Raw genomic sequence first — 24,258 nt, 5'->3', positions numbered from 1 at the left:
GATTTCATCAAGACAGGCTGCGGATCGACCAGCCGCCGACCAGACGGTCGAAGATGGCATTGACGTAGAAACCGTTGGAAAGATGGACGCGCAGGCCCGCCGCTGCCGGATGATAGGCCCAGAGCGGGAACATGGCCTGTACAACGGCGACCAGGCCGAAGCTGACGACGGCCAGCATGATCAGCGCCCATTCCAGCGGTTCCGGCGTAGGCGTGGGGGGCAAGACCCCTGATGTCATCAGGGTCGCAGCCATTTGCAGGGCGAAATAGCCGATCGAAGTGGTGATGGCATAGATCGCCGTGCGCCGGGTCAATGCCTTGGGGGCAGCATCGGCAAAGCCTTGGGCGAGCATATAGGCGACACCGAAAATCAGGATGGCTCCAAGCGCAATGGCTTGTGGCGATTTATGCGTCAACCCGAAACACAAGCCCACGACACAGTAGATGGCAAGGGCCGACAGAAAAGCTCGCCCGACCGCGCCCGCATCGGGTACGGCTACGGGGCCGGGCCGGGGCAGTGCTGCGACCCGTTCCACCGCACCACCAGAGGCGAGAAAGGAATGGGCTTTGTAGAGTGAATGCGCCACGATATGCAGCAGGGCCAGCGCAAACAGCCCCAGGCCGCATTCGAAGATCATGAAGCCCATCTGCGCCACGGTAGACCAGGCGAGCGAGGTTTTGACCGCTGGTTGGGTCAGCATCACCAGACTGCCGAACAGGGCCGTGAAGCCGCCCAGTATGACCAGCGCCGCCAGCACGCCGGGGGCAAGCAGCATGATATCGGCAAAACGGATCAGCAGAAAGCCACCGGCATTGATCACCCCCGCATGCAAAAGTGCGGAAACAGGGGTTGGTGTTTCCATCACCTCGGTCAGCCAGCCATGGGTGGGAAACTGTGCGGATTTAAGCGCGGCTGCCAGCGCCAGCAGGCTTGCTGCGGCAAGAACAAGGCCTCCGCTCTGTCCTGCGTCATATTCGGCACGGGCCGCATTGAGGATTGCGCCGATATCGGCGGTTCCATACGCCATTGCCAGCAAAGCGGCCGCACCGGCCAGCGCTGCATCGCCGAGGCGGGCGGTGATGAATTTCTTGCGTGCGGCGCGCTGGGCCGCCACCCGCCCTGGATAAAACAGCAGCAATTTATGCAGAAACAGGCTGGTAGCGATCCAGGCGAGCACCAGTTGCAGCAGGTTGCCTGCCGTGACCAGCAACAGCACCGAGGCAAGTGTGGCGCAGAGCCAGCCGGTAAACGGCCCCTGCCGGTCCTCGCCATCCAGATAGGTGGCGGCATAGCGTGTGACCACCCAGCCGATGAATGTCACCAGAACCAGCATGGTGGCGCTGATGGCATCCAGCCGAACCGATAGACCCGCCCTTGCAAAACCGATCAACCGACTGCTGCCGGGGCCAAGCAGGATCAGCACGATGACTGAGGCAAGTGCGATTGCAAGTGCCAGCAGCGCTGCGGCCTGCGCCAGCCGAGGGCTATATCGGGGCCTTTGCTGTGTTTGGACAAAGCTGATGGCGGCGCTCGCAAGCAGGACAAGGGGTGCCAGCAAGGGCAGGAACTGGATGGACACGGAGGTATTCCCTTCAGGCAAGATCGCTTCGGAGACCACTCTTATCCAAGCCCTGAGCCCAAGAAAAATTCATTGTTTTGTCGATATCGTTCGTTTTAAAAGAACGATATGAGAGATCTAAATTTTAATCATCTCCGCTATTTCTGGGCGGTCGCGCATGAAGGCAGCCTGACACGGGCCGCTCAACACATGAACCTGTCGCAATCGGCGCTTTCGGTTCAGATCCAGAAGCTCGAACATCAGATGGGTCATGCGCTGTTTGAGCGCGTTGGCAAGAAGCTCGTGCTGACAGAGGCCGGACAGATCGCGCTTGATTATGCCGACACGGTGTTCAAGGCCGGTGACGAATTGATGAGCACGCTCAGTGGCCGCCCGACCGCCAGCCGCCAAGTGCTGCGGGTCGGGGCGCTGACGACGCTGTCGCGCAACTTCCAGCTGGAATTCCTGCGCCCGCTGGTCGGTCGCTCCGACGTGGAGCTGATCGTGCGCTCCGGCAATATGCGCGATCTCTTAGCGCAACTCGAAGCCCATGCCGTCGATGTGGTGCTGGCAAACAGCGCTGCCCCGCGTGATGCACGCTCACTGCTGCGCAATCATCTGCTGAACGAGCAGCCGGTCAGCCTGGTCGGGCGACCCCGGCCTGATGGGCAGAGTTTTAAATTTCCCGACGACCTGCGCACCGAGCCGTTGCTCTTGCCCAGCCTCGATAGCGATATCCGCGTGGCCTTTGACCGGATTCTCGAAATGGCCGGAATAAGACCTGTCATTCTGGCCGAGGTCGATGATATGGCGATGCTGCGCCTTCTGGCACGCGAGCGCGAAGGTGTCACGCTGGTGCCGCCAATCGTGGTGCGGGATGAGTTGGAGGCTGGCTTGCTCATTGAGCATTGCCGTATTCCCGAAGTGACGGAGAGTTTTTACGCCATTATTCAGAAGCGGCGTTTTCCAAACACCTTGCTGGCTGAATTGCTAGAGCATCGGACCGAAAAGTGGGAACCGGTTCTCGGATAAATCCAATGCGCACACAAAAAATCAGACAACCGGGCTGGTTCCAATTTTCTGCACGCTGCTCTAACGATCCGCGAGAGCATCAAGGATCTGGGCAAAAGGGGACGGAAACTGGTCCCATCCCGGCTTTACATCATTCCCACTCGATGGTGCCGGGCGGCTTGGATGTCACGTCATAGACGACGCGGTTGATGCCGCGGACTTCGTTGATGATGCGGGTAGCGGCGCGGCCGAGGAATTCCATGTCATAGTGGTAGAAATCCGCGGTCATGCCATCAACGGAGGTGACGGCGCGCAGCGCGCAGACGAATTCATAGGTGCGGCCATCGCCCATCACGCCAACGGTCTGGACCGGCAGCAACACGGCGAAGGCCTGCCAGATAGCGTCATAAAGGCCGGCCTTGCGGATTTCGTCCAGATAGATGGCGTCGGCTTCGCGCAGGATGTCGAGCTTTTCGCGGGTCACGCCGCCGGGGCAGCGAATGGCAAGGCCGGGGCCTGGGAAGGGGTGACGGCCAATGAACGAGTCGGGCAGGCCAAGCTCCTTGCCGAGCACCCGCACTTCGTCCTTGAACAATTCGCGCAGCGGTTCCACCAGCTTCATGTTCATCCGGTCTGGAAGACCGCCGACATTGTGATGGCTCTTGATAGTGACAGACGGGCCGCCGGAGAATGAAACGCTTTCGATGACGTCTGGATAGAGGGTGCCCTGGCCGAGGAAGTCTGCGCCGCCGAGCTTCTTGGCTTCTTCCTCGAAGGTCTCGATGAACAGGCGGCCAATGATCTTGCGCTTGGTTTCCGGGTCGGACACGCCTTCCAGCTCGCCGACGAAGCGGTCAATGGCATCGACATGGATCAGATGGAGATTGTAATGTTCCTTGAACATGGCAACGACATCCGCCGCCTCGTTCTTGCGCATCAGGCCGTGGTCAACCAGGATGCAGGTCAGCTGGTCGCCAACCGCCTCATGGATCAGCAGGGCTGCGACCGAACTATCGACGCCGCCGGACAAGGCGCAAATCACCCGCTTGTCACCGACCTGGGCGCGGATCTGTTCCACGGCCTTGGCGCGGTAGGCAGACATGCTCCAGTCGCCGGTAATGCCAGCGATATTATGGACGAAATTCTGGATCAGCTTGGCGCCGTCAGGCGTATGGACCACTTCCGGGTGGAACTGCACGGCGTAATATTTGCGGGCCTCATCGGCAATGAACGCGAAGGGCGCATTGGACGAGGTGGCCAGAACCCGAAAGCCCGGCGGGATCGCGGTAACGCGGTCGCCATGCGACATCCAGACCTGATGACGTGAGCCAACCGACCAGAGACCTTCGAACAACTTGCAATCCTGCTCGATTTCGAGGAAGGCACGACCGAATTCGCGGTGATGTCCGGCTTCCACCTTGCCACCCAGCTGGGCGCAGATGGTTTGCTGGCCATAGCAGATACCGAAGATCGGCAGGCCGCTGTCGAAAATCACCTGGGGAACGCGTGGGCTGCCTTCATCCAATGCAGAGGCCGGGCTTCCAGACAGGATAACCGCTTTCGGCTTCAACCGCGCGAAGCCCTCTTCGGATGACTGGAAAGGGACGATTTCGCAGTACACGCCGGTTTCACGAACGCGCCGCGCAATCAGCTGCGTTACCTGGCTGCCGAAATCGATGATGAGAACGCTGTCGGGATGTGCTGTCTGGGTCATGTCGAGCCTTTAATGAAAAGCAGTGTCCGTGGCAATCCGGGAAATGCCGGCATGGCAAAAAATCTCGTGTTCGGCTGGGCCGGATCAGAACCAGAAGGTGCCGTCTTCCACCGCCTTGACCAGCGCGTCCACCGCCTGGGCCAGGTTGCGGTCAACGACATGCAGATACTCCGTCCAGTCGCCGACATGTTTCAGCTCCGCCTTGCCATCGGAAATGCCGCGAAGGCCGATCAGCGGCAGGTTGAAGGCCTGACAGGCGCGCAGCACCGCATAGGTTTCCATATCGACCATGTCAGCGGCGATGCTGTCATACACCGGGCCTGAGACGATATTGCCGCCGGTCGACAGGCTGGCCACGGCAACGCCGGGAATGCGCAGCGGCAGGTCCACCGTAGCAGGCAGATCGAGGAACGGCGTACAGCCTTTCTCGAAACCAAGCGGCGAGGCGTCCATATCCCGGTAGGCGACCGAGGAGACCTGATAGACCTCGGTCTGTTCCAGCCGTGCCGAGCCCGCCGAACCCAGCGAGACGACGAGATCTGGAAGCGTTCCTGCTGCCTGGAGGTCTCTTAGGGCATTGGTGGTGACAATGGCGCTTTCCACCGGACCGACCCCGGTCATCAGCGGTTGGATGCGCAGGCGCAGGAGCGGGCCATATTCAGCATCGACTGCCATGACGAACAGAATGGACTTGCTGCAAACCGATTTCAGTTCAAATGTCATTCCCTGATATCCTCACGGCCTCGCATCACCATCAGTGTGCTGGTCATCGAGGCAATTAATTTGGCTGGGCCGTCGGAGATGGCATAGCCACGGCCATCGGCGACGATAATGGTGGAGCCGGGCTTGGTGATCTCGCCGCGAAACAGAAAACGGTCGCCGCGCCCCGGCGACATCATATTGACCTTGAATTCGATGGTCAGCAGCGAGGTCTCCGGCGCGATCACCGTATAGGCGGCGTAGCTGCAAGCCGCGTCGAGGGCGGCGGAAATTACGCCTGCATGCATGAAGCCATGTTGTTGGGTGAGCTTGTCGTGAAACGCCAGCTCGATTTCCACCATTTTATGGCTGATGCGGGTCAGTTCCGCGCCAATGGTCTGCATGGCGCCCTGCCGTGCAAAGCTTGCCGTGATCCGCTGCTGGATATCCGCGTCCATGTGGCTGCCGCCTCTTTCCCTCTCGTCTGCCTGCCATTTGGCATGACAGAACCGGTTCGGCAAGCCTGTTGATGGGGTTTGGCCTGTTGATGGGGTTTGGGCGCGACGGTTTTGCGGCAGTGGTTAATTCAGCAGGAAAAGCGCGCCGTTCAGCACGGTGGCAAAGGCAACCCAGGCGGCATAGGGGATGAAGCATAGCATCGCCACCCGATCCAGGCGCCGGACCTGCCAGACGAAGGCGAGGATCAGCGCCAGCATCGGCAGAATGACGATCAACCCGAGACCGGTACTGTGAGCGCCGAAGAAAGCCGGAGACCAGAGAAAATTCAGCAGCATCTGGCCAAACCACAGCGCCATGGCACGTGATACGCCGCGCGATTGCCGCATCCGCTGCCAGATCCGAGCGCCCGCAAGGCCGATCAGCACGTAAAGCACGGTCCAGACCGGGCCGAAGATCCAGCCCGGCGGATTGAAGAAAGGCTTTTCCAGCCCGTCATACCAGTCGCCCGGCAGATTGGTCAGCCCGATCATTGTGCCGATACCGGTGACGGCGGCCATGAAGATGAGATTGGTGAGAGCGTTACGCATAACGTGACTACCTATAGCATCAAGCCCTGGATGGAAGGGGATAAGCCATCATCCGATGCGAATGATGTGCTGGTCCCAGTTCACGGCCTCGGACCTGTCCAGGAACCTGCCATCATAGGAGGATGTCGCAAAGCCATGGGCGGCAGGCGCAATACCAGCCGCCTCGCTCAGGCTGGCGGTGTTCAGCACCTTGCCGCTGTCGGCATCCAGCGTTACCGAGAGACCGCCATTCGGTGAGGTGATGCCGACCAATCCCTCGCGACGGTTAACCGCAATCGCCCCGACATAATTTGCAAGCCCACGGGTGATATCGGGAGGCAGGTCGAGCCAGTGTAGCGCTTCGCCGCGCCTGAAATGGCCGACCAGTGGCGGCAGGTCGCGGCGGGGGCCTTCATACTGACAGGCAAACCAGATCCGGCCACGCGCATCGAGATCGATATGCCGGGTCGAAAGCTGGCGCAGGGCTTCGGGCAGCGCGTGTTTTTCAATCAATGCGCCGGTCCTGGCATCGGCCAGCACCAGAGATGGCTGCATATGGTCGAGATTGAGCTTGGTGCGGCCGAAATCGGGATTGGTCTCGATACCGCCATTGGCGATGATCAGCAGGCTGCCGTCATCGCTGACGCTCATGTCATGGGTGCCGATGCCATGGGCGGAAAATTCGCCGATCCGGCGAAATCCGTCTGTCGCATCGTAAAGCCCGATCAGGCCGCGATTGTTGTCAAAATCGTTCTCGCTGGCATAGAGCAGCTTGCCATCGGGCGAAAAATGCCCGTGGCCGTAGAAATGACGGCCCGCCGGGGCGTTGACGACGACAGGCGCCACCTGCTGTTGCCGGTCGAAGATGAAGATGAATGTACCGGGTCGCCTCGCAAAGGCGGCCACCTTACTGGCGCTGGCCGCAAGACCGTGGGCGCGGCCTGGCAGAGCGACGCGCGCAACGATCCGGCCATCTTCGCTCAGCAAGGCAGCGTCAAATGATCCATCCTGGGCGCGAAAGGCGGAGGCATAGACGGCATCGGTTGCCGTCAGCGCTTGCGCCTGCGCCGCTGTCAGTCCGGCCAGATAAACGGCGCCTGCGGCTTTCAGAAAGTGTCGCCTGTCCATCAACGCGCCGCGCATCGGGATCAATCCCCGTCCGCGAAGGAAAAACCGGCGCTGAGGCCGACGCCGCCGCCCAGCCCGTCGCTGAGATCGGTGATCATGCTGCGGCTGTCATCCAGCAGGCTGACCAGTTTCTTGCGGTTGTCGGGTTGGCCAACGGCCGCCTCCACATCCGGCGTCATGGATTGGGTGGTCTGGATCAGACGGTCGGCCAGCGTATTGATGGCGGGGATGACGCCCCGCTTGCCCTCCGGCAACAGGTTTGCAGCGCCTGTGTCGTTGAGAAGCTGTTTGAGACCGGTCAGGTTTTCCTGCATGCTGACAAAGGTCAGGCCGGAGCGCCAGAAAATCGCCTGCTTGGGCGCGATCCGCCCGCCTGCACCTTTGAAAAATGTCTCGATCCGCTCGTCGCGCACGGTCTCGGTGCCGTGGACGAGAATGCCGAGCAGGCCGGTGACGGCCTCCGATGGGGTGCGAAAGACATCATTGTCCGGGCCGGGCTGTTTCCAGGCGGTCTGGATGCCGCCGGGCGCTTCCCAGAGGCTGGAAAGTTCACCCGCCATGTTTTCGATATTGCCAGCAATCGCCGCGCCATAGCGGCAGCGGAACGCACCATCTGGCTGGTTCAAAGTCTCGGAGCCGATACCGTAGAGCACATATTCCAACGCGCCAAGCCCCTGGATTGCCACGCTTTTCTCATGCAGGGCTTCGGGCTTTGTAAAGCTGTCGTCATTGGAAGCGATGGCACCCTGGATCTGCTTCAGTGCCAGCCCCTTGCGGTCCGGGTAAAACAGGATGTGCTCAAAGCGATTTTCCTCAATCACCGGCCCAACCCGGACAATCTCGATCCGCGCCCAGGCGCGCACGGCCTGCTCAAAGCCATCCTTGGCCGCTTTGACGGTTTGCTCGGAAGGGGTGGCGCAAAGAGTATTCATCCCGGCATGCAGGGCCTTGGCCTTGTCGAGAAAATTGCGATAGCCGGGGCGGATAAAGCCATCTACCGTCTTTGCCATCACGTCCGGCACCGCTGCGGTTTGCAGGGCTGTTGCATGGGGGGTGGCGTCCTGCGCCAAAACGGGCAAGGCCTGGAGCGGGAAGAGGGATAGTGCCAGGGCGAGGGTCAAAATCCGGCATCGAGCATTGGGCATCAGAGTGACTCCAGAAATGTAATCAACGCCTTGCGGTCGCCCGGCGTCATGGATGCAAAGGCGTTGCGGGCGTTTTCCGCCTCGCCGCCGTGCCAGAGAATGGCTTGCGGCAGGGAGGTGGCGCGCCCGTCATGCAGATAGGCCTGGCGACCGCCGACTGTGGCCGTGAGACCCATGCCCCAGAGCGGCGGCGTGCGCCATTGCTGGCCGCTGGCCAAGCCGACCTGTTGCCCATCGGCCAGATCGGGACCCATATCATGCAGCAGGAAATCGGAATAGGGCCAGATCAGCTGGAAGGAAAGGGCCGGGTAGGCGGCATTGCGCCGCGTCACATATTTCGGCTGGTGGCAGCTGGCGCAACCGGATGCATAAAACAGCTCTTTGCCGGCCAAAACTTCGGGCTTTGTCACGTCGCGGCGCTTGGGAGGGGCCAGCGTTTCGCTATAGAAGGTCATCAGATCCAGCACCGGGGGCGGTGCCTCGACTGGGCCAAGCCTTGCCTGCACGCCATTGGGTAACGCGAGGCATTGCGGCTGGTTTGCCGTGCAATCGCCTGCATGACGCGGATCGTCGGGAGAGGAGATGCCGATGTCCCCGGCCAAGGCGCTCGCCGCCTGATCGCGGACCGTGGCGTTTTCCGCCTTCCAGCCGAAGCGTCCGATCTTGATGTCGCCGCTCAGGTGATCGCGCACCTTGGCAACGGTTCCCGAAATGCCATTGCCGTCTTTGGCCTGCCGTTCGGCATTCGCCAGAATATCCTCGTCGGCAATCGCCTCGATCAGGCCCATGCCGATCATTGGATTGGCGATGCGCGGTGATAGTGTGGTGTCGGCTCCAAGCGGACCATAACCGAGCGCGTCGATGCTATAGGTGGGAACCCGCAGCGTCTCCGTTTCACCACCGGCAAGCGTCACGGTCTTCGGTTGATAGGTCACGGCCAGCCGCCCTTCGGCGGCAAGACCGGGTACGGCGCGGTCCTGCAATTGCCGGCCATAGGTGTCATCGCCAAAATTCAGCGCCTTCAAGGCGGCAATCGCGGCCTTTTCCTCGTCGGTATGCGCCGGACGTGCCAGCCTTAGAAACATCGAGGTGGCATCGCCATCCGGTCCGGGTGGATGGCCACGACCGCCGCGCTGATGGCAGCTTTCGCAGGAGCGGGCATTGAACAGCGGCCCCAACCCGTCCGAGGCCTGGGTGGAGGAGGGAGCGGAGACCCAGAATTTCTGAAAAAGCGCTTCGCCAAGCGAAAACTGCTGCTGCTGCTCGAAACTCAAGGTGGCGAGCGGATGGGTAAAGGCCTTGGCATCGGCGGGACCAGTAGAACTCGCAGCGCCCGCCGTCATCGCCTCAAAGGCTTCAGCTTTTGAAAAGTCGTTGGCGGGGACTGTAACGGCATTGACCTTGATGCGATCGGCCGGTGTGAGATCCGGGCGCAGCTCCGCTGCAAAGGCGCCTGCTATCAGGCTGCTTTCGAGCAGGCTTCCCATCAGGAGGGCGCCGCCAAGCAGGATTATCGTCGCTGTCTTCAGCCGCACGTTCGGCATCCCTATGAGAATGGCCGCCGCCCGGTGCTGGGCAGCGGCCATCTGTTTTCAATGATATTTTACTTGAAGACGGCGCTGGGGTTGTCGAGGCTGTCGGAGCCTTCCAGCTTGACTTCGCCGAGATCGAGGGCAGCCACGACGCGCTGGATCGACTTGGTCTGGTCGATCAGGCCGTCGATGCCAGCCTGAACGGTGGCATTGCCGTCCTTGTTGTTCTCGGCAATCATCTGGTCATAGTGCTCGACGGTCTTGGCACGCTTCACCAGAGCAGTCATCGCCTTCATCGTCGTGTTCAGCTTGGACTTCATTTCCTTGTCCAGCGCCTTGTCCTTGGCAGCAACCAGATCCGACAGGGACGGGCCAGTCATCTTGGTGCCATCGACGCGGGTATATTTGCCGGTATAGGCCGAGCGGATGCCGAGTGCGTCGTAATAATGTGAATTGTGGGTGTTGTCGGAGAAGCAGTCATGCTCTTCTTCCGGATCGTGCAGCAGCAGCCCAAGCTTCATGCGCTCACCAGCCAGTTCGCCGTAGGACAGTGAGCCCATGCCGGTCAAAATAGCTTTGAGGCCAGAGGTTGGATCGGCCAGCAAGGTCTTGGTTGCTTCGCCTTCCGGCTTCCAGGCATCGACCATTTCCTGAAGATCGGACACCAGCAGGGTCGAGGCCGACTTCAGATATTGGGCGCGTCGGTCGCAATGGCCGCCGGTGCAATTCTTCAGGTCGTAATCGGTAAAAGGACGGTTGCCAGCGCCTGGGCCGGTGCCGTTCAGATCCTGGCCCCAGAGCAGAAATTCGATGGCATGGTAGCCGGTTGCCACATTGGCCTCGACGCCACCGGCTTCCTGGAGCTTGTTGGCCAGGAAATCCGGTGTCAGATTGGTGGCATCCACCTCTTCGCCGTTGATCTTGATCTTGGTATTGGCAATCACATTGGCGGTGTACAGCGCATTGGTATCGCTTTCCGTGCCGTAGGATTTATCGACATAGTCGATCAGGCCTTCGTCCAGCGGCCAGGCATTGACCTTGCCTTCCCAGTCATCAACAATCTTGTTGCCGAAGCGATAGACTTCCGACTGCTGATAGGGCACACGCGCCTTGATCCAGGCGGAGCGGGCCTTGTTGAGCGTTGACTTGCTGGGCTTGGCAAGCAGCGCGTCAACGGCGGCATCCAGCGTCTTGGCTGTGGTGAGCGAATCCTGGTATTTCGCCTCCGCCAGCTCTGCATAATGCTTCAGCACTGCATCTGCTTCCGGCGCTTTCGCTGCCGGAGCGGCAAAGCTGGTCGAAGCGATGAAAAGCGCCAGTCCGGCGCCGATCATGAATGGTCGAGACATGCCCTCTCCTCTGGCGCCTTTAGCGCCGCTTGTGGTCTGTGGCATGTCATGGAACAAAATTAAACTAGTGTCAAACAATCAGGAATAGCCCTAAGTATTTAGGGTGCATCCCGATCTCAAGCCTTGACCATCCGGCAGAAGAAAAACCCATCCGTGTCGGTTGCGGCAGGGCTTAAGGTCAGGCTTTTGCCATTGGCGGAGATGGGCTTGGCGACAGACGCGCCAAACAGCCCCGTCCAGCGCTCCAGCATCGGCATCGGCGAAAATTGCGGATGGGCGGCGGTGAAGGCTTCGATCTGCCGGTCGTTTTCCTCTGGCAGCACCGAGCAGGTAACGTAGATCAGCTCGCCGCCGGACCGGACATAGGTAGCAGCCTCAGTCAGCGCTTGTTGCTGCTGTTCGATCCGCTCCTGCAAATTGCGGTCGGTCAGCCGCCATTTGGTGTCGGGCCTGCGCCGCCAGGTGCCGGTGCCGGTGCAGGGGGCATCGACCAAGACCTTGTCGAACCGTCCAGTCAAAGATTGCAGGGCGGCGATCCGGTCATGGACCTGAATATTATGGGTGCCTGCCCGTTTCAGCCGCTCGATGATCGGCGCCAGCCGCTTGCGGTCGCTATCATAGGCATGCACCTGGCCCTTGTTGCCCATGGCGGCGGCCATGGCCAGCGTCTTGCCACCGCCGCCTGCGCAGAAATCCAACACCTGGTGACCTTCTCTCGGTTCGACCAGCGCCGAGACGATCTGCGACCCCTCATCCTGAACCTCGAACCAGCCCTTCTGGAAGCCAAGCTCGGCGGTGACATTCGGCAGGCGTGACGGGCCTTCACCCGGCTCGATGCGGATGCCGATGGGAGAAATAGTGGCAGGCCTTGCCTGCGTATGCGACAGCGCCTTGAGGACCTTGTCGCGATTGGCCTTCAGCGTGTTGACGCGCAGATCGAGGCTGGGACGCACGGCCAGCGCCTGTGCCTCGCGCAGCCAGTCGGCTCCGAACACGGCTTCGAAGCTAGGCACCACCCATTCCGGGATATCGCCCTGGACAAACTGCGGTGCGTCCTCCAGCGTGCGGCTGGAAAAGGCCTCCGTCTGTGCCTGTGTCAGCGGGGCAGGGGCAAAGCTGTCGCCATCAAGGTCCGCTGCAAGGCTTTCGGGGGCCATTCCCCATTGTCGCAGCAATACGGCATAGCCGAGGGCTGCAGGGCTGTCGTCATCCATCATGTAGGCGTGGGAAAGCTTCATGCGCAGCGCGTCATAAACGATATTGCCGATGGCGGCGCGATCACCGGATCCGGCGAAGCGATGCGCTAGGCCCCAATCCTTCAGGGCGTCGGCCACTGGCCTGCGGCGTGTCTCGATATCGCTCAGAACTTCGATTGCCCCGGCTAGCCGTCCGCCCAAACGCATGGTCTTCTCCTTGGTGATCCATCAGACCTTGCGTGGTAGCGATGAAATGCCGTTGGGGCAAGCTGCGTTACTGAAGACTACCAAAAAGTGGGGGCAGATTTTCGATAGAAGCAATACGCATCAGGATAATAGGTACTTTTGTGGAGGTTTAACTCATGCGCCGTTTTCAGCCCGACCAGGCCTGAATATCAACAAATCCTAGCCGATCAGCTCGTAGCAGACCTTGGCTGTGCCGCTGCCGACCATGCCGATATCGGCGGCGGCAGCCTTCGAGAGATCCAGAACCCGGCCCTTGATGAACGGACCGCGATCATTGATCCGCACCACGACTGTCTTGCCGTTGTTGCGGTTGGTGACCTTGACCTTGGAGCCGAAGGGCAATGACTTGTGAGCGGCTGTAAAGGTCGTAGGGTTCATCCGTTCGCCAGAAGCAGTGCGCGAGTATAGCGCATACCAGGAAGCGCCACCGCAACCATTTGCTGCAAAGGCCTGGAGAGGGCTGAAAGCAACAAGAGAGGTAATAGCTGCTGCGATGAGGACTGACCGACTGAGAGGCACCAAGTTTTCGTTTCCCGTTGCTATTTCTGAGATGAAATTTGCGTAGGGAGGCTTAAAGGTGGTCAAAAATGGCAAAAAAGTGCCTCAGTCGATCACGGAATGTTACGTTAAGATATATTCGTGATGATGAAGCGAAATTTACTTTTTGGTAGGAATTTAGAAAAACTGTTTAAAAACAGCCTAAAAACGCAATAATATTGCGAGCTATGTGATTTTGAATCGATCACAAAATATTTTTCCCTTGTCTCGAAAAATTACACATCAAACGCAGGGGTAAGTCAGCAAATATGGCGAAATTGGCGCAATTTTTGAGCGAAATAGGGCGCAATTCAGGAATGAATGTGCTTGCTTACCCCCGCCAGCGGCCTGAAGCCCAGAGTTGGCTGAGAGAAACCCGGTAGTCGGGATAGGCAAAGGCAAAGCCCAGCGCCCGGACCTTGGCATTCATTACCCGCTTATTCTCACCGTAAAAGGACCGCGCCATCGGCGACAGCTCGGCCGTTTCGAACGCTTGTTCCGGCGGCGGCTCGATCCCCATCAACCTTGCGGCCTCTGCCACCACATCCTGTGGCGGGGCGGGTTCGTGGTCGGTGATATTGAAGATCCCCTGCTCGTTTCGCACGGCCAGAAACCAGGTCGCGGCGGCAATATCTTCGACGCGGATCCGGTTGAACACCTGATCCTTTTTCACCAGACGCCGGGCCGTGCCTTCGGCCATGTTGACAAGACCATTGCGACCCGGCCCGTAAATGCCTGACAGCCGCAGTGTCGAGAGCGGCACACCTGCTGCAAGCGCGGCTCTCTCCCAGGCCTGTTCTGCCTCCACCCGCTCCACGGAGCGCACCGAGACAGGTTTGCAGACCGTGTCTTCATCCACCCATGCGCCCTGGTGGTCGCCATAGACGCCGACGGTCGACAGATAGGCCAGCCATTGCACTTTGGGCATCCATGTCTTCAGCGCGCCCTCCGTCAGCCGCAGCAGCGGGTCGCCATCGCTGCCCGGAGCAATCGATTGGACAACATGGGTGGCGCAGGCCATGGCCTGAATGATCTCATCCGAGAGACGTTGGCCATCGAAAACCAGCGGTTCGATGCCGAGATCGCTCAAAGCCTTGGCCTTGGCCGGTGAGCGCGTCGTGCCACTGACGGGAATGCCCTGCTGGATAAAGTGCTGGCCAATCGCCTTGCCGGAATATCCGGCGCCAAAAATCATCACTCTCATGGGGTCACTCCGGCTGCTATCCATTCCGCCCTGACATCGCTATCGGGCTCATTCTCTCTATAATGTGCGAGAGCGCGAAACGCCTGCGGCGGCATCAGGCGCGACAGCGCCCAGACCGCCATGCCACGCACATCCGGTGAGGCATCGGCGAGCAGGTCCAGGCAGGGCGTGATCAGCGTTGACAGTCCCGAATTGCCAGCCGCGATCAGCACATTGCGCACAAACCTGTCACGTCCGATCCGCTTGACCGGCGAGCCACTGAAATGGCTGCGGAAGCCTGGATCGTCAAGGGTGAGGAAAAAGGCGATGTCAGGTGCCATCAGGTCTTCGCGGGCCTGAAGCTTGATCTCCCGCGCCTGCGCTGCGAACTTGTTCCAGGGACAGGCGGCCAGACAATCGTCGCAGCCATAGATCCGGTTGCCGAAAGCCGGGCGCAGGTCGCGGTCGATCACGCCCTTATGCTCGATGGTCAGATAAGAGATGCAGCGGCGGGCATCGATCTGGTAGGGGGCCGGAAAGGCCGATGTCGGGCAGGCATCGAGACAGGCGCGGCAGGAGCCGCAATGGTCGCGCTCCGCTGCGTCCAGTTCCAGCTCTGCTGTGGTGAACAGGCTGCCGAGAAACAGCCAGGAGCCGTAATCGCGGCTGACCAGATTGGTATGCTTGCCCTGCCAGCCAAGCCCGGCGGCGGCGGCCAGCGGCTTTTCCATGACAGGGGCTGTATCGACGAAAACTTTCACATCCTCACCAGCCCGGGCGGCAAAGCGCGTGGCAATCTCCTTCAGCTTGCCCTTGATGATGTCGTGATAGTCGCGGTTGCGGGCGTAGACAGAGATCGCTGCCTTGTCGGGCTGCGCCTGTAAGTGGCGCGGATCGATCTCAGGGCCGTAATTCAGGCCGAACATCACGATGGAGCGGACCTGTGCCCACAGCACTTTTGGATCGCCGCGCCGCTCGCGCGTCTCCTCCATCCAGGCCATGGTGCCGTGATAGCCAGCGTCCACGAACTCCAGCAACCGGGCAGGGGCCTGGGGAATGCTCTCCGGCCCGGTGATCCGACAGAGGTCGAAACCCTTGTCAGCCGCTTCCTGACGAATGAAGGCGGAAAGCTTCGCGGCCCGGGCCTTGGCCTTTTCCGCCGTCCGCTCGGGGTTGCTTTCCTTGACCATGGCTTTTTCCGTCAGAAATCCAGATCCGCATAGTGGGAAACAGGGGTGAGGCCGCGCACCCGCTCGGCCAGCAGCGGTCGGAACGACGGGCGCGATTTCAGCCGCTGATACCAGTCCTTGGCAATCGGTGATTCCGCCCAGTCGATCTCGCCGAGATAATCCAGCACCGATATCGCCGCACCGGCAGCAAGATCGCCATAGCTGAGCCGGTCGCCCGCCAGCCAGGTGCGCGAGCCAGCCAGCCAGCTCAGATATTTCATGTGCTGGCGAATATTGCCACGGGCGGTGCGCAGCACCTTGGAATCCGGCGCGCCACCACCAAGACCGTTGGGGATCTGCAATTTGAACACCCGCTCGCGGGCCAATGGCCGGGTGACGTCCTGTTCCATCTTTTGCAGGAACCAATCGACCAGCCGGCGGATTTCGGCGCGCTGGAAGGGGTCTTCGGCCAAAAGCCGACGGTCCCTCTTCAACACGCCATGGGTTTCGTCCAGGAATTCCGATATGACCGTGCAGCCACAGAGCGTACGCATATTGTCATCGACATAGACGGGCAGGGTGCCAGCGGGATTGAGGGTGAGAAATTCCCGGCGCTTTTCCCAGGTCTGTTCTTCGACCAGATCTGCCTGAAAACCGTATTCCGACAGGATCAATCGGACAAAGCGGGACGTGGTTGACATCGGATGGTGATACAAAGTGGGCATTGATGGGGCACTGTTCCGGTTGGGGGCGATGATCGGGGCTGTCTGGTTTCTCTTGGCTGGCCATTCCATCTGGCCATAACATCTGGCCAGGGGGCCAACCTTGCGTCTATAGGAATTTCATTCCGTCATACAAGCGAATCGCTTTCCTTGTCACGCCTATCAAAGGACAATCCATGGAAGATCAATCGATCGTCAGCGCCCTTCTTCTCGGTCTTATCGAGGGCCTTACGGAATTCATCCCGGTGTCTTCGACGGCGCATGTGCTGTTGGCCGGCCATTTTCTCGGCTTCAAATCGCCCGGAAACACCTTTGCAGTGCTGATTCAGCTCGGTGCCATTCTTGCTATTTTGGCTGTCTATATCCAGAAATTGCTGGGGATTGCGCTGTCTTTGCCCAGCAATCCCAAAAGCCGCCATTTCGTCCTGGCTGTGCTGGTGGCTTTCCTGCCCGCGGCCATCATTGGCGCGCTGGCCCACGACTTCATCAAGTCCGTGCTGTTTGAAACCCCGATGCTGATCTGCGTGATGCTGATCCTGGGCGGGGTGATTCTTCTGTGGGTTGATCGGATGACGTTCAAGCCCCGCTATACCGACGTGATGGATTATCCGCTGTCACTGGCTCTGAAGATCGGTCTGTTTCAGTGCCTGGCGATGATTCCCGGCACATCGCGGTCGGGCGCAACCATTGTCGGCTCGCTGCTGATGGGCACAGATAAGCGTTCGGCCGCCGAATTTTCGTTTTTCCTGGCGATGCCGACCATGCTGGGGGCCTTCGTGCTGGATCTCTACAAGAACCGCAATGCGCTCAGCATGGATGACGGCCTGCTGATTGGCGTCGGTTTCCTTGCAGCTTTCATTTCGGCGCTGTTTGTGGTGCGTGGACTGCTCGATTTCGTCTCTCGCCGCGGCTATGCACCCTTTGCCTGGTGGCGGATTGCCGTCGGCGTCGTGGGCCTGATTGGCCTTCTGGTCTGGGGATAAGACAAACCCAAGGGGCCCCTTTGCTTTGAGGGGCCTGCCCATCCTGTGGCGCGTCGTCAAACGATTGGCGGCGTGACGCACATGAATTCCTACAGCGCCGCGCGTTTTATGAACGCACGGCGCCCTAGTGTTTTTCAGAGAAAAATGGAAACGCGCTTCCAGAAACGTAAACGAGAGAAACTATCTCGTTGTTTTACGCATACCCTGATTGAAAACCGCTTTTTACGGTTCCCGGAAAGGGTCTGTGACGGGGAACAGGATGACCCGCAGGTCTCAGCGGGCGATCGAGCCCGTGCTGCAAGGGTCAACACCGTAGGCGGGTGCGCAATTGCCCTTACGAGCTGCGACCGTCGAGGGAGCGACGAAGGAACCTGCGATGACAACCAATGCCGCACACGCAAAAAACAGTGCGATAGATTTGCCCATGAAATCAGTACCTCAGAAGAATGTGAAATGGCGGGTGCGAAGAACGCTGGCCCATGCATTGATCCGTCTTTACGCATGGCCCACCTCAACATCAATAGCGGAATGTGCTGAATTGGCAGTTAATGAAACTAATTAATTTCTGCGTCTTTTGTGCAACGCCGACACATGGCCCGCGCCGCACTGGAGACTAAGCTTGCCATTGCGGTAAAGCTGGGTTTCGCTTTTCCTGGATCAAAACAAGCCTCTTTTCATGCGCCGTATGGGGCGCATGAACGATTCTAAAGAGTGATTCTCAATCCGATGCCGATCAGGCTGCCTTGCCGGAGCGGCTATATTGTCCATGCGGACGGAAATGGATGAGATAGGAGGGCAGCACGGCGGCAACAGCTGTCGGCGTAATACCAAGGGCTGTGAGCGTCCTGCCTTCCTTTTTGGCGGCTTCGGAGACCACGTTATCACTTTTCAGCAGCGTCAGCTGATCATTGGTCAGCGGCGGTGTGATCAGCGGAATAGCCGAGGCGACGGAGGCAAGCAGCGAAGCGATACCGAAGGGCAGCGACACCAGCGGATTGGTGCGGTCGATAACCCGCAGCATTTCCTCAAGACATTGCCGGAAGGTCAGAACTTCCGGTCCGCCCAGCTCAAAGAGACCGGCAGCCACCTTGCCATCGACGGCTTTGGCCACGGCTTCGGCCACGTCTTCGACGAAGACCGGCTGGAATTTCGTCTTGCCGCCGCCGATCAAGGGCAGGACGGGCGACAGGCGGGCCATTGCGGCAAACTTGTTGAAGAAGCTGTCCTCGGGGCCGAAAACGATGGATGGCCGAAGGATGACCGCGCCCGGCGCGACCTGGCGGATGGCATCTTCGCCACGGCCCTTGCTGGCTGCGTAGCTGGAGGCGGATTTCGCATCGGCGCCGATGGCCGAGATATGCACCAGCCTGGCACCTGCAGCGGTTGCTGCTTCAGCCACGGCACGGGCACCGAAATCCTGCACGGCGTCGAACTTGTTGCGGCCTGATTCCAGCAGGATGCCGACGCAATTGACGACAACCGATGCGCCTTCAACAGCCTTTGCGACGCTGTCGCGGTAGCGCAGATTGGCCTGGGACAGCGAAATCTGTCCGACATTGCCGAATGGCAGCACGAAACCCGCCAGATCGGGGCGGCGTACCGCGACGCGCACCCGATAACCGCGTTGGGCCAGCACCCGCACCACATGCCTGCCCACGAATCCGGAGCCTCCGAAAACGGTAACGAGCGGCGGAAGATTTGCGAACGTCATAGAGTGCTCCTGCGGATCGGAATATCAGACCAATTCATCTGCTGTCTCATATCGCTAATGCGCAGCGAGGTGAAGCAGAATCATGCTGTCCCATGTCTTGGACAAGAGTAAATGTCTGGGACCAGAGTTAATGGAACCGCTTTGAAACTGGGATCAAAGATTGCCTTCGACCAAGACAATCTCGCCGTCGGCGACTTCCTGGCGGATCTTGACGGCGGCCTGATATTCCGGTGAGTGATAGCAATCATAAGCGGCCTGAAAGGACGGAAACTCGATGACCACGTTGCGGGCCCGGCTTTGGCCTTCCACGGCATCCGTCTTGCCGCCACGGGCCAGAAAGACAGCACCGAAACGCTCAAAAGCCGGCTTTGCCGTCGAGACGTAATCCTTGTAGCGTTCCGCATCACGCACATCGACGCGCGCGATCCAATATCCCTTTGCCATCAAATCACCTCTTTCGGTTTCTCTTTGGTGATCGGTGAATTTTGCTGCAAGGTCAAGTGGGCCAGTACGGGCGGCCAATATGGGCGGCCAATGGTTTGAAGGATGGAAAGGGCGCTTGTGCGATGTTTTGTGGCCTTGGCTTTGGCCGCAAGAGTGAGGCATTGTCAAATTCAGCGCGACGGCCAGCCCGTCTGGGGTACCAATCGGAGACGGGGTCAAGGTGGTCAATATCCGCAACCTGATACACAATGAAATGAGCAGGGAGATGAACAGGCTTCCAAAGCTCACGCCGGTCCTGTTGTTTTTCCTATTGTCCGTTCCTTTGCTGCCGGTCCCCTTTGCCACCGTCTCGCTGATGGAAGGCAGTGCGTTCGCGGCCTCCGCGCCTGCTGCCAGCCATGGCGCGCTTGCCAAGCCCTGCGCTCCCTCGGTTTATGATGCGCTGCGCGACACGCCGCTTGAGGCCGAAAGTGTCTTGCGGTTGGCCTGCAAGGTCGAGTTGACCCATGACGATCTGGTGATGCAAAACCTGGAATTGCTGGGGGCCGATGCCAGCGGTGTCAGCATCGATTGCCATGGCGGTGTTATTGGCCTGCCGGGAAGTGTGCCGAAGGGCGCGCCGCCCACCATCCGCATTGCGTCGCTGCGCAAGGATGACGGCAGTTGGAGCGTTCCGCACGATATCGTGATCCGCAATTGCAAGATCTACGGTTCCATCCACATCATGGGGCTTGGCGCCAATGGCGAGGCGGAGCTGGTGCGGCAATCCTCGCTCAATCGCAATCATACCGAATATGCCCAGTCGGTCGCACCGTCCGGCATCGTGCTGGACACTCTGTCGATTGTCGCTGATGGTCCTATCCCGCTTTATGTCGCCCCCGGTGTCACCCATGTGACCCTGTCGCACTCGACCATCCAGGGGCAGACCAAGGGATCGGCGATCTATCTCGATGCGGAGACCGCGCATAACACCATTTCAGGCAATAGTTTCGAACTGGCGACGCGAAGCCGCGAAATGATCGCGGTGGACGGATCGGCGCATAATGTCATCGAAGCCAATAGCTTCGCCAACGCGCAGCATGGCGGTATTTTTCTCTACCGCAATTGCGGCGAGGGCGGCACCATCCGCCACCAGACCCCGCAGCATAACCGGATCGCCGATAATAAATTCACCTACCAGGACGTTTTTCGCCCGCGCCCGGCCATCTGGCTGAATGCCCGCGAGGCCTGGCGCAATCTCTATTGCTACCAGGACCCGCCCGCCCCTTTCGGTAGCGGTGCCGACAATCACAGCTTTGCCGATTTCAACACCGTCAGTGGCAACCAAATCATTGGTGGGGACGCCGACCTGATCCGCGACAATGGCCAAAACAATGTGCTGAGCGGCAATGGCATCAAGCCTTGAGGACAACTCCTCATAGACGTCAGGTGAAAGCGGCCTGCATTTCGGCGAGAATGACCTGGGTTGCGGCTCTCGGATCGTCTGCCTTGACGATCGGGCGGCCGACAACCAAATGGCTGGAACCGGCATGGATGGCGTCTGCCGGTGTCATCACCCGTTTCTGGTCACCGGCATCACTGCCAGCGGGGCGGATGCCGGGCGTGACAATGGCCATGTCGGAGCCGAGAATGGCGCGCACAGCCTGGGCTTCCTGCGCCGAGCAGACGATACCGCCCATGCCTTTTTCTTTTGCCTGGGCGGCTCGCTTCAGGACCAGTGACCGGGCATCGCCCTGATAACCGGCATCGGTGAGATCCTGGTCATCCATTGAGGTTAAGACCGTCACGCCGAGCAGGCAGAGACCTGACCCTTGCGCTGCTTCCACGGCTGCCTGCATGGCTTTAGGATAGGCATGCAGCGTCAGCATGGTCATGCCCATCCGGACAATATTCTCCACCGCCGAGGCGACGGTATTGTCGATATCGAGCAGTTTCATATCCAGGAAGACCTTCTTGCCGCTTTGGGCGAGGTCTCGGGCAAATTCCAGCCCGCCTGCGAAGGCCAGTTGATAGCCGATCTTGTAGAAGGTCACGTCTTCGGCCAGCGTCGAGACCAGTTTTTCCGCCTCAGCGACGGTGGCGACGTCAAGCCCCACGATCAAACGATTGCGCGCATCCATCAACGATCTCCCTGCCAGGTTTCCATGGCGGTCCAGTCGCATGTGACGGTCAGATCCGCAAGAGTGAAGCAGAAGAGATTGCCGCCGCCCGGCGGTTGATCGCCGCTTCGGCTAATCGGCTGGCCTTGCAGGTGACATTTCAACAGGGTTCCGACGCCGCCGTGACCGATGAAGGCGATAGGAACAGCCGGATCGTGGCTGCCAAGAACATCCTGAATCGCTCCGACAATCCGGGCCTGCGCATCGATGGCCCGTTCCCAGCCGCAAAAACTGTCCTCAGGATGGGCAAAGAACCAGTCCGCCGCCTTTTCAAACTCCGGCGGGGTCAGAAAGCCGGTCGCGGAGCGGTCGTTTTCATGCATGGTCTCGATCTGTTCGACACCGATAGTGGCCGCACCCGCCAGGATCGCCGCTGTTTCCACGGCCTTGGTCTCGGCGCTGCTGACGATGCGGCCAAGCTGGCGCACCCAGGCGGCCTCAGCCGTCCTGCGGGTCCGTTCCTGTCCCATGTCGGACAGTCCCCATTGCGGCACCGGCACGTCCGGGTCGATCCGGACCTGCGGATGGGTGATGTAGACGGCAAACATGTCTTGGGTCTCTTTAGCGGCGGCGATAGATCCAGAGCTGGGCTGGTGGAATATTGCGGACCACGAAATCGAAATGCTGGATGAAATAGCTGCCGCCCTTGGCGATGATCGGCGACATCGGTCCGTAGGAAATCTGCATGACGGGCCGTCCATGCGGCATGCGGTCCAAAAGGTCCTCCAGCAGCCGGATGCGCTCCTGCATCGGGAAGTTCAGGAGCGGCATGGCGGAAATCACGCAGTCAAAGGACAGGCCGGACAGCGGGCCCAGCGTCTTTTCCAGGTTGAAGGCGTCACCGTGGACAAAATTGACGCCGGGGATCGTCTGGGTCAGGTGCCGGTGGAAGTCGGCGGAATATTCGACGGATACCAGTTTCTCCGGCTTGATGCCGCGCGCCAGGATCGCCTTGGTGATCACGCCGGTTCCCGGTCCCAGTTCCAGCACCGGCAACCCGCTTTCCGGCGTGATGATGCTGGCCATGCGCCGGGCAGTAATGGTGGAGGTCGGCACGATGGCGCCCACCAGCTTCGGCCCCTGCATCATGCCCTTGAAGAAACGGATTTCCTCGTCGAACTTCTTTTCCAGCCGTTGCTTCAGGTTGAGCTTCATTCGCAGTCATCTCCTAAAAAGATATGCTGCGCCGATCATGGGCGCATAATCGGCATGTTGATGCGATTTGTCGCGAAAACAAGACAAAATGGCGCGCATGTGAAAATTTTGTGTCTGACCCAAGTTGGACGGTGTTGAAAAAGACGCAATTCAGCCAGCCCTTTCCGGGCCAGACAAAACAATAACGCCGCCCCGGCTTGCGCACGAGACGGCGTTATTGATTGATGGCAGAGACGGAGAACCTAAACGCGCATCGGCATCAGCACGTAAAGCGCATCGTCACCGGCGGTATCGCGGATCAGGGTCGGCGATCCGGCATCGGCCAGAAGGAAAATCGCCTCTTCGCCGGACAGTTGCGCGGTGATGTCGAGCAGATATTTGGCGTTGAAGCCGATTTCCATCGCGTCGCTTTCGTAGCCGACGGCGACTTCCTCGGTGGCGCTGCCCGAATCCGGGTTGTTGACCGTCAGCATCAGATGGCCGTCGCCGATGGCCAGCTTCACCGCCCGGCCACGTTCCGACGAAATGGTGGAGACACGGTCGACGGCGCGGGCGAAGGTCTGGCAATCGACCCGCATTTCCTTGTCATTGGCCTGGGGAATGACCCGTTGATAATCGGGGAAGGTGCCGTCGATCAGCTTCGAGGTCATGACGATCTCGCCGATATTGAAGCGGATCTTGGCATCCGACACTTCGAGCGACACGGTGAGATCGGGGTTATCGACCAGCTTCTGCAACTCGCCAACCGTTTTGCGCGGAATGATGATACCCGGCATGCCTTCCGAACCCGAAGGTGCTTCCACATCGGCGCGGGCCAGCCGGTGGCCATCGGTTGCGACGGCGCGCAGCTTCAACTTGCCATCGGCTTCTATGGTGTGGAGGTAAATGCCGTTCAGATAATAGCGGGTTTCTTCCGTTGAGATCGCGAACTGGGTGCGATCGATCAGCATTTTGAGGTCGGAGGCCTTCAGCTTGAAGGAATGGCTGAAGCTGCCGGTGGTCAGGTCGGGAAAATCCTGCTCCGGCAGGCATTGCAGCGAGAATTTCGAACGACCGGAGGCAACCGTCATGCTGGCGCCATCCGGATTGGTCGAGAGCAGCACCTCGGCACCGTCAGACAATTTGCGGACGATTTCATAGAGCAGATGCGCGGGAACCGTGGTCGCACCGGCCTGCTCGATATTGGCCGGGGTTGCTTCGGTCACTTCCAGATCGAGGTCGGTTGCCTTCATCGACAGGCTCTGGCCTTCGGCGCGCAGCAGCACGTTGGACAGGATCGGAATGGTATTGCGCCGTTCGACCACCCGGTGAACATGGTTCAGGGACTTGAGAAGATTGGACCGTTCAAGAGTAATACGCATCGACGCTGCCACTTTCGACCTGTGCGATCCGGCATTCGGGATCGGCTTGCCTTGATCCGGGCGATTGTGCCCGGCTTTATTCGGACGGGCAAAATGGCAGCAAAGACGATCAAAATGCAAGGGCCTGCCGTCTTTTGGCACGTCTTGGCCGAGGCTTTCCACCACAGATCACGCTCCTTGGCGTGCAGGGGCGCTTGCGGGGGCGGCCTGCCTCGCCCATAACAAGGGCAG

24 protein-coding genes are annotated in these 24,258 nt (G+C 59.7%); 4 read left to right on the top strand and 20 right to left on the bottom strand.

Going from position 1 to position 24,258, the window contains the following annotated elements; genetic code table 11:
- Positions 1–7 precede the first annotated feature (7 nt).
- Positions 8–1,579, bottom strand: a complete 1,572-nt coding sequence (locus tag IEI95_RS24865) for an NADH-quinone oxidoreductase subunit L (protein ID WP_194417141.1) — start codon at positions 1,577–1,579, stop codon at positions 8–10.
- 108 nt (positions 1,580–1,687) lie between these two features.
- Between IEI95_RS24865 and IEI95_RS24860 the strand changes: the two genes are divergently transcribed.
- Positions 1,688–2,590 carry a LysR family transcriptional regulator gene (locus tag IEI95_RS24860; RefSeq protein WP_194417140.1) on the top strand — a complete coding sequence of 301 codons (903 nt, stop codon included), beginning with the start codon at positions 1,688–1,690 and terminating at the stop codon, positions 2,588–2,590.
- Positions 2,591–2,720: 130 nt separating this feature from the next.
- Here the strand turns inward: IEI95_RS24860 and guaA are convergent, their stop codons facing one another.
- The 13 genes from guaA to IEI95_RS24795 all read right to left on the bottom strand — a co-directional run bounded on the left by guaA (position 2,721) and on the right by IEI95_RS24795 (position 16,217).
- A complete protein-coding gene (gene guaA / locus IEI95_RS24855) occupies positions 2,721–4,283 on the bottom strand; it encodes a glutamine-hydrolyzing GMP synthase (protein WP_012654745.1) in 1,563 nt (520 codons plus the stop codon).
- An 84-nt stretch (positions 4,284–4,367) separates the two neighbouring features.
- Positions 4,368–5,006 (bottom strand): 5'-methylthioadenosine/S-adenosylhomocysteine nucleosidase, encoded by a 639-nt coding sequence (locus IEI95_RS24850; protein WP_156536322.1) that lies wholly within the window; start codon positions 5,004–5,006, stop codon positions 4,368–4,370.
- A complete protein-coding gene (locus IEI95_RS24845; protein ID WP_156536323.1) occupies positions 5,003–5,440 on the bottom strand; it encodes a PaaI family thioesterase in 438 nt (145 codons plus the stop codon). Before IEI95_RS24845 ends, IEI95_RS24850 begins: the two co-directional genes overlap by 4 nt.
- A 123-nt stretch (positions 5,441–5,563) precedes the next feature.
- Positions 5,564–6,028, bottom strand: coding sequence for a TspO/MBR family protein (locus tag IEI95_RS24840; RefSeq protein ID WP_156536324.1), 465 nt, complete (start codon positions 6,026–6,028; stop codon positions 5,564–5,566).
- 48 nt (positions 6,029–6,076) lie between these two features.
- Entirely contained in the window at positions 6,077–7,150 is a 1,074-nt protein-coding gene (locus IEI95_RS24835; RefSeq protein ID WP_156536325.1) for a DUF1513 domain-containing protein, read from the bottom strand.
- A 5-nt stretch (positions 7,151–7,155) separates the two neighbouring features.
- Positions 7,156–8,280 carry an imelysin family protein gene (locus tag IEI95_RS24830; protein WP_156536326.1) on the bottom strand — a complete coding sequence of 375 codons (1,125 nt, stop codon included), beginning with the start codon at positions 8,278–8,280 and terminating at the stop codon, positions 7,156–7,158.
- Complete coding sequence (locus IEI95_RS24825) at positions 8,280–9,767, bottom strand: di-heme oxidoreductase family protein (protein WP_234894781.1); 1,488 nt, start codon at positions 9,765–9,767, stop codon at positions 8,280–8,282. Before IEI95_RS24825 ends, IEI95_RS24830 begins: the two co-directional genes overlap by 1 nt.
- A gap of 116 nt (positions 9,768–9,883) precedes the next feature.
- The gene (locus IEI95_RS24820; RefSeq protein WP_156536328.1) at positions 9,884–11,161 is read right to left on the bottom strand and encodes an imelysin family protein; all 1,278 of its coding nucleotides are present in this window, start codon (positions 11,159–11,161) and stop codon (positions 9,884–9,886) included.
- A gap of 116 nt (positions 11,162–11,277) precedes the next feature.
- Positions 11,278–12,564 carry an RsmB/NOP family class I SAM-dependent RNA methyltransferase gene (locus IEI95_RS24815; protein WP_156536329.1) on the bottom strand — a complete coding sequence of 429 codons (1,287 nt, stop codon included), beginning with the start codon at positions 12,562–12,564 and terminating at the stop codon, positions 11,278–11,280.
- 198 nt (positions 12,565–12,762) lie between these two features.
- Positions 12,763–13,098 carry a septal ring lytic transglycosylase RlpA family protein gene (locus IEI95_RS24810; RefSeq protein ID WP_409065484.1) on the bottom strand — a complete coding sequence of 112 codons (336 nt, stop codon included), beginning with the start codon at positions 13,096–13,098 and terminating at the stop codon, positions 12,763–12,765.
- Between the two features lie 373 nt (positions 13,099–13,471).
- Positions 13,472–14,344, bottom strand: a complete 873-nt coding sequence (locus tag IEI95_RS24805) for an SDR family oxidoreductase (RefSeq protein ID WP_194417139.1) — start codon at positions 14,342–14,344, stop codon at positions 13,472–13,474.
- A complete protein-coding gene (gene queG, locus IEI95_RS24800; protein WP_194417138.1) occupies positions 14,341–15,513 on the bottom strand; it encodes a tRNA epoxyqueuosine(34) reductase QueG in 1,173 nt (390 codons plus the stop codon). The genes IEI95_RS24805 and queG overlap by 4 nt, the downstream gene beginning before the upstream one ends.
- Before the next feature lie 11 nt (positions 15,514–15,524).
- A complete protein-coding gene (locus IEI95_RS24795; RefSeq protein WP_012654757.1) occupies positions 15,525–16,217 on the bottom strand; it encodes a glutathione S-transferase family protein in 693 nt (230 codons plus the stop codon).
- Positions 16,218–16,390: 173 nt separating this feature from the next.
- Between IEI95_RS24795 and IEI95_RS24790 the strand changes: the two genes are divergently transcribed.
- Entirely contained in the window at positions 16,391–17,197 is an 807-nt protein-coding gene (locus IEI95_RS24790; RefSeq protein ID WP_194417137.1) for an undecaprenyl-diphosphate phosphatase, read from the top strand.
- A gap of 376 nt (positions 17,198–17,573) precedes the next feature.
- The gene (locus tag IEI95_RS24785) at positions 17,574–17,759 is read left to right on the top strand and encodes a hypothetical protein (RefSeq protein WP_194417136.1); all 186 of its coding nucleotides are present in this window, start codon (positions 17,574–17,576) and stop codon (positions 17,757–17,759) included.
- 171 nt (positions 17,760–17,930) lie between these two features.
- Here the strand turns inward: IEI95_RS24785 and IEI95_RS24780 are convergent, their stop codons facing one another.
- Both IEI95_RS24780 and IEI95_RS24775 read right to left on the bottom strand, forming a co-directional pair.
- Positions 17,931–18,908, bottom strand: coding sequence for a complex I NDUFA9 subunit family protein (locus IEI95_RS24780; protein WP_012654759.1), 978 nt, complete (start codon positions 18,906–18,908; stop codon positions 17,931–17,933).
- A gap of 153 nt (positions 18,909–19,061) precedes the next feature.
- Positions 19,062–19,352, bottom strand: coding sequence for a DUF1330 domain-containing protein (locus IEI95_RS24775; protein ID WP_012654760.1), 291 nt, complete (start codon positions 19,350–19,352; stop codon positions 19,062–19,064).
- A 265-nt stretch (positions 19,353–19,617) separates the two neighbouring features.
- On the opposite strand from IEI95_RS24775, the gene IEI95_RS24770 reads away from it, so the two are divergent.
- Positions 19,618–20,757, top strand: coding sequence for a right-handed parallel beta-helix repeat-containing protein (locus IEI95_RS24770; RefSeq protein ID WP_194417135.1), 1,140 nt, complete (start codon positions 19,618–19,620; stop codon positions 20,755–20,757).
- 19 nt (positions 20,758–20,776) lie between these two features.
- On the opposite strand, the gene pyrF is transcribed toward IEI95_RS24770, so the two are convergent.
- The 4 genes from pyrF to dnaN all read right to left on the bottom strand — a co-directional run bounded on the left by pyrF (position 20,777) and on the right by dnaN (position 24,027).
- Positions 20,777–21,472, bottom strand: coding sequence for an orotidine-5'-phosphate decarboxylase (gene pyrF / locus IEI95_RS24765; protein ID WP_156536334.1), 696 nt, complete (start codon positions 21,470–21,472; stop codon positions 20,777–20,779).
- Positions 21,472–22,059 carry a histidine phosphatase family protein gene (locus IEI95_RS24760; RefSeq protein WP_156536335.1) on the bottom strand — a complete coding sequence of 196 codons (588 nt, stop codon included), beginning with the start codon at positions 22,057–22,059 and terminating at the stop codon, positions 21,472–21,474. Before IEI95_RS24760 ends, pyrF begins: the two co-directional genes overlap by 1 nt.
- Before the next feature lie 13 nt (positions 22,060–22,072).
- Complete coding sequence (pmtA, locus tag IEI95_RS24755; RefSeq protein ID WP_060719677.1) at positions 22,073–22,666, bottom strand: phospholipid N-methyltransferase PmtA; 594 nt, start codon at positions 22,664–22,666, stop codon at positions 22,073–22,075.
- A 242-nt stretch (positions 22,667–22,908) separates the two neighbouring features.
- Positions 22,909–24,027 (bottom strand): DNA polymerase III subunit beta, encoded by a 1,119-nt coding sequence (gene dnaN, locus IEI95_RS24750; RefSeq protein WP_060719676.1) that lies wholly within the window; start codon positions 24,025–24,027, stop codon positions 22,909–22,911.
- Positions 24,028–24,258 lie beyond the last annotated feature (231 nt).

It is taken from the genome of Agrobacterium vitis (assembly GCF_014926405.1).
Lineage (GTDB): Bacteria > Pseudomonadota > Alphaproteobacteria > Rhizobiales > Rhizobiaceae > Allorhizobium > Allorhizobium vitis_H.
This window is presented reverse-complemented; position numbering and strand designations above follow the sequence as displayed.